The 7158-nt window shown below is 57.2% G+C and carries 7 protein-coding genes; 4 read left to right on the forward strand and 3 right to left on the reverse strand.

Annotation, left to right across the window (positions count from 1 at the left end):
* Positions 1–106: 106 nt before the first annotated feature.
* On the forward strand, positions 107–991 hold the full coding sequence (locus tag ACTG4B_RS05865; RefSeq protein ID WP_439154755.1) for a LysR family transcriptional regulator: 885 nt from the start codon (positions 107–109) through the stop codon (positions 989–991).
* Here ACTG4B_RS05865 and ACTG4B_RS05870 read toward each other — a convergent pair.
* Entirely contained in the window at positions 941–1885 is a 945-nt protein-coding gene (locus ACTG4B_RS05870) for a LysR family transcriptional regulator (protein WP_439154756.1), read from the reverse strand. The genes ACTG4B_RS05865 and ACTG4B_RS05870 overlap by 51 nt on opposite strands.
* 118 nt (positions 1886–2003) lie before the next feature.
* Between ACTG4B_RS05870 and ACTG4B_RS05875 the strand changes: the two genes are divergently transcribed.
* From ACTG4B_RS05875 to ACTG4B_RS05885, 3 genes are read left to right on the forward strand one after another with little or no spacing between them, the layout of a single operon-like run.
* Entirely contained in the window at positions 2004–3017 is a 1014-nt protein-coding gene (locus ACTG4B_RS05875; RefSeq protein WP_439154757.1) for a D-cysteine desulfhydrase, read from the forward strand.
* Positions 3018–3029: 12 nt separating this feature from the next.
* A complete protein-coding gene (locus ACTG4B_RS05880; protein WP_439154758.1) occupies positions 3030–3755 on the forward strand; it encodes an aspartate/glutamate racemase family protein in 726 nt (241 codons plus the stop codon).
* A 17-nt stretch (positions 3756–3772) separates the two neighbouring features.
* A complete protein-coding gene (locus ACTG4B_RS05885) occupies positions 3773–4759 on the forward strand; it encodes a YeiH family protein (RefSeq protein ID WP_439154759.1) in 987 nt (328 codons plus the stop codon).
* A 147-nt stretch (positions 4760–4906) separates the two neighbouring features.
* On the opposite strand, the gene ACTG4B_RS05890 is transcribed toward ACTG4B_RS05885, so the two are convergent.
* Both ACTG4B_RS05890 and ACTG4B_RS05895 read right to left on the reverse strand, forming a co-directional pair.
* Positions 4907–6052, reverse strand: a complete 1146-nt coding sequence (locus ACTG4B_RS05890) for an alpha/beta hydrolase (RefSeq protein WP_439154760.1) — start codon at positions 6050–6052, stop codon at positions 4907–4909.
* 185 nt (positions 6053–6237) lie between these two features.
* Positions 6238–7158: TSCPD domain-containing protein (locus ACTG4B_RS05895; RefSeq protein WP_439154761.1), on the reverse strand; the 921-nt coding region annotated here is incomplete at its 5' end.

A 7158-nucleotide genomic window follows, 5' to 3' on the forward strand; every position in this document is an offset into this window, starting at 1 on the left:
AGGTATTGAAAGAGTTTTCCAAGAAGCCAATTCAAACATGGAATTAAATTATTCCGATATTGCATAGTTACTATACAACAATGGCTTAGATAGATATCCTACCCAAATGGATCTCAATTGGCTACAGGACTTTGCCTGTTTAGGTCGCACCCTGAACTTTACGCGTGCGGCCGAAGAACGGAATATCACGCAACCGGCTTTCAGTCGGCGGATCAAATCGCTTGAAATCTGGCTGGGCGTGCCACTGATCAAACGGTCGACCTATCCGGTCCAACTTTCAGACGCAGGGCACCAATTTTTACCGGTCGCCCGCGCGACTATCGCGAACCTGACCGACATCCGCCAAAGCATCCGCGCCGAGGAACGCGGCAGCACCGCGTTCCAGCGGTTTGCCGTGTTGCACACAATCTCGGTCAATTATCTGACGCGCCGCATCGCCGATCTTGAACAGACGTTTCCAGACCTGCGCGTGCGGGTCTATTCCGACAATCTCAGCACCTGCTGCCAACTGCTGCTAGAGGCGAATTGCGACTTCCTGCTGTATTACAGCTACAAGGACGTGGCGCCCACATTTGACGGTAACCTGTTCGCCCGCAAGGACATCGGCACCGATCCCTTCATTCCCGTTGCCGAAACGGCAGCCGCGACCGCCGGGCAATGGTATCTGGACGACACCGACGCCAGGGAAATCCCCTATCTGGGCTATGATCCCAGCAGTTTTCTGGGCACTGTCGTCGATCAGACGATCGGCACGCGAAAACCGCCGCTGAAACTGCGGTATATGGATGCCCTGACAGAGGCGATCAAACGACGGGTGTTATCGGGCAGCGGCATTGCCTGGTTACCTGAAAGCGCCGTCAGTGATGAAATCGCCGACGGCACGCTGATCCAGGTTGGCGGAACTGCTTGGCAAGCGCCTTTGACACTGTCGGTGTTCTGTTCACTCGATCGTCTGGACGTGACCGGCCGCAAGGTCTGGGACGCCTTGTAAATGCGCGGGCAGCGCGAGGTTGGTCACAATCGTCTGCCAAATCATATCGTCCCGGTTATCCTGGCCTTCTTGTAGCCTGATCGCGCTGATGCCAAGTGGCTGAACCGGTAATTCCTGTTCCAGCGTGACCAGCCTGCCTTGTGCAATGGCATCAGCCACCAGCGACCGGGGCAGCCACGCAACCCCGATCCCGCCAAGCGCAAATTCATAAGCAGCCAGTGTCAGCGCGCACTCCGCCTTGGTGACGATCATCATATCAGGCCTTAGGCGCGGCGCGATCTTGCGGTCGAAAACCTGCCCAAGAAAAACATCAGACGGATAGCTGATGGTTGGAATTTCAGACAACGGATCATCGCGTTTCAACCCCGGGGCGCATACCGGGACAAGGACATCACTGCCGATCTGGCGTGCTTCGAATGCACGTTCAAAGTTCACGGTCTGATCGTCGGGAACGGTGTACATCACGGCGAAATCAACCTCGCCCGCCAGCAACTGCACCATGCATTCATCCTGGTTACCCGACCTGACCCTGACCGACATATCCTCTCGCTGCATCAGTGCCCGCACAATCCATGGCGAAACCGTTGTCGTGATCGCATGTTGGCAGGAAAACCTGAGAATGCCGCCCGTCTGGCTCGTCGATACTTTCAGCCTGTATCGCATCTTGCGCAGCCGCAGACTCAGGTCGCGCAGTTCGGGCGCCAACGCCTCTACGCCGGGCATCAATGTGATGGGCTTGCGCCGACGGTCAAACAATTCTGTCCCAATGGTTTCTTCGATCAGACGGACACGGCGGGTGAACGCGGATTGCGTCACCAGCCGCCGTTCCGCAGCCCGCGCAAGGGATCCACTGTCAAGGACAGCAAGAATATCCTCGATCCATTCCAACCGCATCACATCCCCCGCACCAAGACTTAAATTGCGCATAGCGCAATTTAAGAGCGCTAATTTGCATTAGATTAGCAGTTTCAGGCAGAGTAAAGACAGATTGCAGCAAATTAAGGATCACGAAATGCATTTGGCCCGTTTCCCCCGCCGTTTCCTCGCCCATCTTCCCACTCCGCTGGAACGCCTTGACCGTCTGACCAAGGAACTGGGCGGGCCGGAAATCTGGATCAAGCGGGACGATTGCACCGGCATGTCCACCGGCGGCAACAAGACGCGCAAGCTGGAATTCCTGATGGCCGAGGCGGAATTGCAGGGTGCGGAAATGGTCGTCACACAAGGTGCAACACAATCCAATCACGCCCGCCAGACTGCGGCATTTGCGGCCAAGATGGGCATGGGTTGCCACATCGTGCTAGAGGACCGGACCGGATCGAACAACGCCAACTACAACAACAACGGCAACGTGCTGCTGGACCATCTGCATGGTGCCACAACCGAAAAACGCGCCACTGGCCCGGACTTTAATGCGGTCATAGAAGAGGTCGCAGACCAGATGCGCGCGGATGGCAAGAAGGTCTATACGATCCCCGGTGGCGGCTCGAACCCGACGGGTGCGCTGGGCTATGTGAACTGCGCCTTTGAAATGCTGAACCAGGTCAACAACAGCGGTATGAAAATCGACCATATCGTCCACGCCACCGGCAGTGCCGGCACGCAGGCCGGCCTGATTACCGGTCTCAAGGCGATGAATGCCCAAATCCCGCTTTTGGGGATTGGCGTGCGCGCGCCCAAGGCCAAACAAGAGGAAAACGTCTATAACCTTGCCTGCAAGACAGCGGAAAAACTGGGGTGCCCCGGCGTCGTCGCCCGCGAAGACGTGGTGGCCAACACGGATTATGTCGGCGAAGGCTATGGCATCCCGACTGAAAGTGGTATCGAAGCCATTCGCATGTTTGCGGAACTCGAAGCGATCCTGCTGGATCCGGTCTATTCGGCCAAGGGTGCCGCGGGCTTTATCGATCTGATCCGCAACGGCCATTTCAAAAAGGGCGAGCGGGTCGTCTTTTTGCATACCGGCGGGTCGGTGGCGCTGTTCGGTTATGATGCAGCGTTTGACTTTTCTGACCGCTGGTCCTGATTGGCGGTCAATGTGACGGGTGACACTGGCCAATTTCGGCGCGTTGGTATTCTGGGCGGGATGGGCGTCGAGGCGACCATCGCGCTGATGCAGCGGGTCTCTGCGGCCACGGCCGCCGAGGACGATCAGGATCATGTGCCGATGTTCGTGGACATGAACCCGCAGGTGCCGTCGCGCATCCGCCATATCATCGCCAAGGACGGCCCTGACCCCGGCCCGGTCCTTGCGCAGATGGCTGCACGGCTGGAAAATGCCGGGGCGCAAGCTCTGGCAATGCCCTGCAACACCGCGCATCTTTATGCGCCCGCCATCACGCAGGCTGTTGGTATTCCGCTTTTGCACATGCCCGCCCTGGCCTGCGCGCAGGCCGCATCCGGCCTGATGCGTGGCGATACCGTTGGCATCCTTGCGTCACCCGCGACCAACGCCACCGGCCTGTTCGGCGACCTGCTGGCAAAAGATGGGATCAAGGCAGCATTTCCAGAGGATGAAACGGATATTCTGGCATCGATCCGCAGGATCAAAAAGCAGGGCCCGACCAGTGCAGATATTGCCCTGCTGGAACAGGAAGCCGCCAAGCTCGCTCAATCTGGCGCACGCTGCGTGATCGTTGGATGCTCCGAGTTTTCGTTGGTCAGCAAACAGTTGCGGGCCGCCGTGCCGATCATCGACACGCTGGATGTCCTGACGGATGCGATCATCGCATTTTCCGGTGTCCAGGCCAAATCTGACATCTGATCAAAGGACAAAAGCCGATGCTTTCTAAAATACGCGATCATGGGCAGCCCTATTTTGGCGGCATCATGCTCGCGGTCGTCATCGCGGCTGCGGCGACCTTCCTGTCTGAACACTACGGTGCGCCCGTCATGCTGTTTGCCTTGCTGATCGGCATGGCCTTTCACTTTCTGTCGCAGGACACTGCCTGCAAACCGGGGATCGAATTTTCCGCCAAGACACTGCTGCGCTTCGGTGTCGGCCTTTTGGGATTGCGCCTGAGTGTCGGCGATGTGGAAAGCATCGGTTTGATCCCTGTCGTGGCAATTATCGGGTTCGTTCTGGCCACCCTCGCCTGTGGTGCGTTCCTGTCGCGGCTTTTGGGGCGGCGCATGGCCTTCGGACTGTTGGCAGGTGGTTCTGTCGCAATTTGCGGGGCTTCAGCCGCGCTTGCCATTACGTCCGTCCTGCCCCCGCGCCCGGACCGCGAACAGGACACGCTGTTTGTCGTCATCGCCGTGACCGCGCTTTCGACTGTGGCGATGGTCATCTATCCGGTGATGTTTCAGGCGATGGGCCTGGGCGATGTCGAAAGCGGATTTCTGATCGGGGCAACCATCCACGACGTCGCGCAGGTTGTCGGCGCCGGTTATTCCATCAGCGAAGAAGCCGGGGTCATCGCAACATTTGTGAAAATGCTGCGGGTCGCACTGCTGCCGGTCGTGATGCTTGTGGTGATGTTCAGCTTCCGCGGTGCGCAAACCCAGAAGGTGACGCTTCCCTGGTTTCTTGTCGTGTTCGTCGTGCTCGCCATTGTCGCGAATACGGGTATGTTGCCGCAGGCGGTCATTGATTTGGTGGCAGAGCTGTCACGCTGGTGTCTTGTCATTGCCATTGCCGCCCTTGGCGTCAAAACCAATCTTGCAAAGTTTCGCGAGGTGAGGCCCAGCTATGGTGCAATCCTGATCGCGGAAACCGTCTTTCTGCTGATGATTGCGTTGGCGTTCGTGATTTTCGTTGGGATCTGAAGGACCGCTGGCCCGATACGGCTTTGCAGTGTTGGGTTCAGCGCCTGAATGTCGGGAGGTAGCACCGTCACATTCGGAACCGCCCATGCATGCATCCAACTGCGCGGCGGAATGTCAGGAGACATTTTGCAAAGTCAACTTGCGCGCTTATTCCTGATCGGTTTCTTCAGCCGCCTCCAGGTTCCAAAGATTGCGCCCTGCGCTTGTAAGACTTTCGCGGGCTGCGGCCTTTTTGGCATCATTCAAAAGCTGGCCAAGGTCATCACCCAAAGTTGCATTGTAAATGTGATACAAGTGTCCGGTGGGATCGCGATCTTCAATACCGCTGAGATCAATAACCTCTACGCCCTCAAGCCGCGAGGTGTCATTGCCTGCTTCACCCAGCCGTGGATAGCCGTGCAGTTGTTCCGACAGTGCAAGTGGCCGATCGCCTTGGGTAACGTAGATTGTGATATTTGTAGCAACCGGGCGGATACGCGGGCGAATTCTTTCGAAAATCTGAAAGTCCATATCGGGTGCCAGCAAGACAACTTGCCCCAATTGGATATCTGGTTGCCTGTTCGCAACTTCGTATAGCGCCAGAACAACACCGCGCGCACCAAGGCTATGCCCCACAACATCGACTTTGCCAGCACCAAAGCGACGCTCCATCTCGAGTATCGCTTCGGCGAGATCCGGCACGCTCCAGTACAAATCGGATTCATCGCGCATGTAATTGCTCAGCACGCCGTCTGATGGCCAACTGAACCACAAAAGCCGCCCATTCAGGTTTGCATTTTCACGCAAGAGAAGCGCGCGGCGGCATCCCTTTTCGAAACTGATATTGAAACCATGCACATAGATCACAGCCGATTCTTCACCCACGCTTTGTTGCAGCGCGTCCAGAACCACAGTGTCATCGGCTTCAGTCACCTGATCGACGCTCAGGAATTCTTCCCGAATAAAGCCGGGGGCCGCGTCAACCAGTGGCCCGATCGCACTCAGATCAAGACTTTTGATGCGACACCAACCAGCTTTCAGACCATTACGTTCATCACCGAAATACCGACCGGGATCCTGAGAGCCGGTCCTGTTTCGCAGTGTGAGAAAAGGCACCGACGGCTCTTTGATTTGTGTTTGCGCGATAGAGGCTGCGGGGCTGACAACACCAAGAACACACAGGAGAAGGCCACTGCAGGCAAGCATTGCTGGATAAAGAAACGATCTGTGCATGATTTGCCTTCTGATATTTCGCCTGCAGCCTGTTTCGACTATCCCAGAAACGCCCAGACCAGAAGCATCGCAGACACGCACTTATACCCAATATGCAGGCACCGGGCCACCTTGGCCAATGGATTTGCCCGCAATCCACAAGGCCGGGCGATAGACACGCGCGCGCGCATGACGCCAAGCACAGGTCTATCTTGCGCGAAAGAAAGGGGATGGAACCGACCGATGGCCCCGAATTGGAGCGGGAACAAAATGGAGGCGAGCCGGCCCTAGCCGCATTTCGAATGGCCGCAGGATGCACAGGTCATGCACCCTTCGATCATCCGCAGGTCATATGACCCGCAGGCCGAACAGCTTTTCCCGCGAGGTCCACCGTTCAGCGCCACGACATCTGCCTGCGGGTCGGCCTTTAGGCCCATGCCTTCGCCAGCAAGAAAGCCGATGGACACCATGTGTTTTTCGATCACGCCGCCGATCGCCGCCAGAATTGACGGCACGTATTTGCCCTGCATCCAAGCCCCGCCGCGCGGGTCGAACACGGCTTTCAGTTCCTCGACCACGAAAGACACATCGCCCCCGCGCCGGAACACCGCCGAAATCATCCGGGTCAGTGCCACGGTCCATGCGAAATGTTCCATATTCTTGGAATTGATAAACACCTCGAACGGGCGGCGGTGCCCCGCGATCACCAGATCATTGATCGTGATATAAATCGCATGTTCGCTGTCGGGCCATTTCAGCTTGTAGGTCGCCCCTTCCAGTTCGGTCGGGCGGTCCAGCGGTTCGGACATATAAACAACTTCGCCCTCTGACGCGAAGATCGTGCCTCCGGCAGCGTCGGAGCCTCCGGCGGGAGTATTTTCGGCAAGATGATGATCAGGCTTTTCTTCGGACACCGACAAGACCGACCCGGTCACATCGTTGGGCCGGTAGGTCGTGCAACCTTTGCAGCCCTGATCCCATGCAGCCATATAAACATCCTTGAAATCATCAAAGCCGATGTCTGCGGGGCAGTTAATGGTTTTGGAAATACTGCTGTCGATCCATTTCTGTGCGGCGGCCTGCATGCGCACGTGATCCAGTGGCGCAAGCGTCTGGGCGTTAACGAAATGATCGGGCAAGGGTGCGTCGCCCTTCAGGTCGCGCCACATCTGCACGGCGTAATCCACCACCTCTTCCTCGGTGCGCGA

It is taken from the genome of Yoonia sp., from assembly GCF_965660735.1.
Taxonomy (GTDB): Bacteria; Pseudomonadota; Alphaproteobacteria; order Rhodobacterales; family Rhodobacteraceae; genus Yoonia.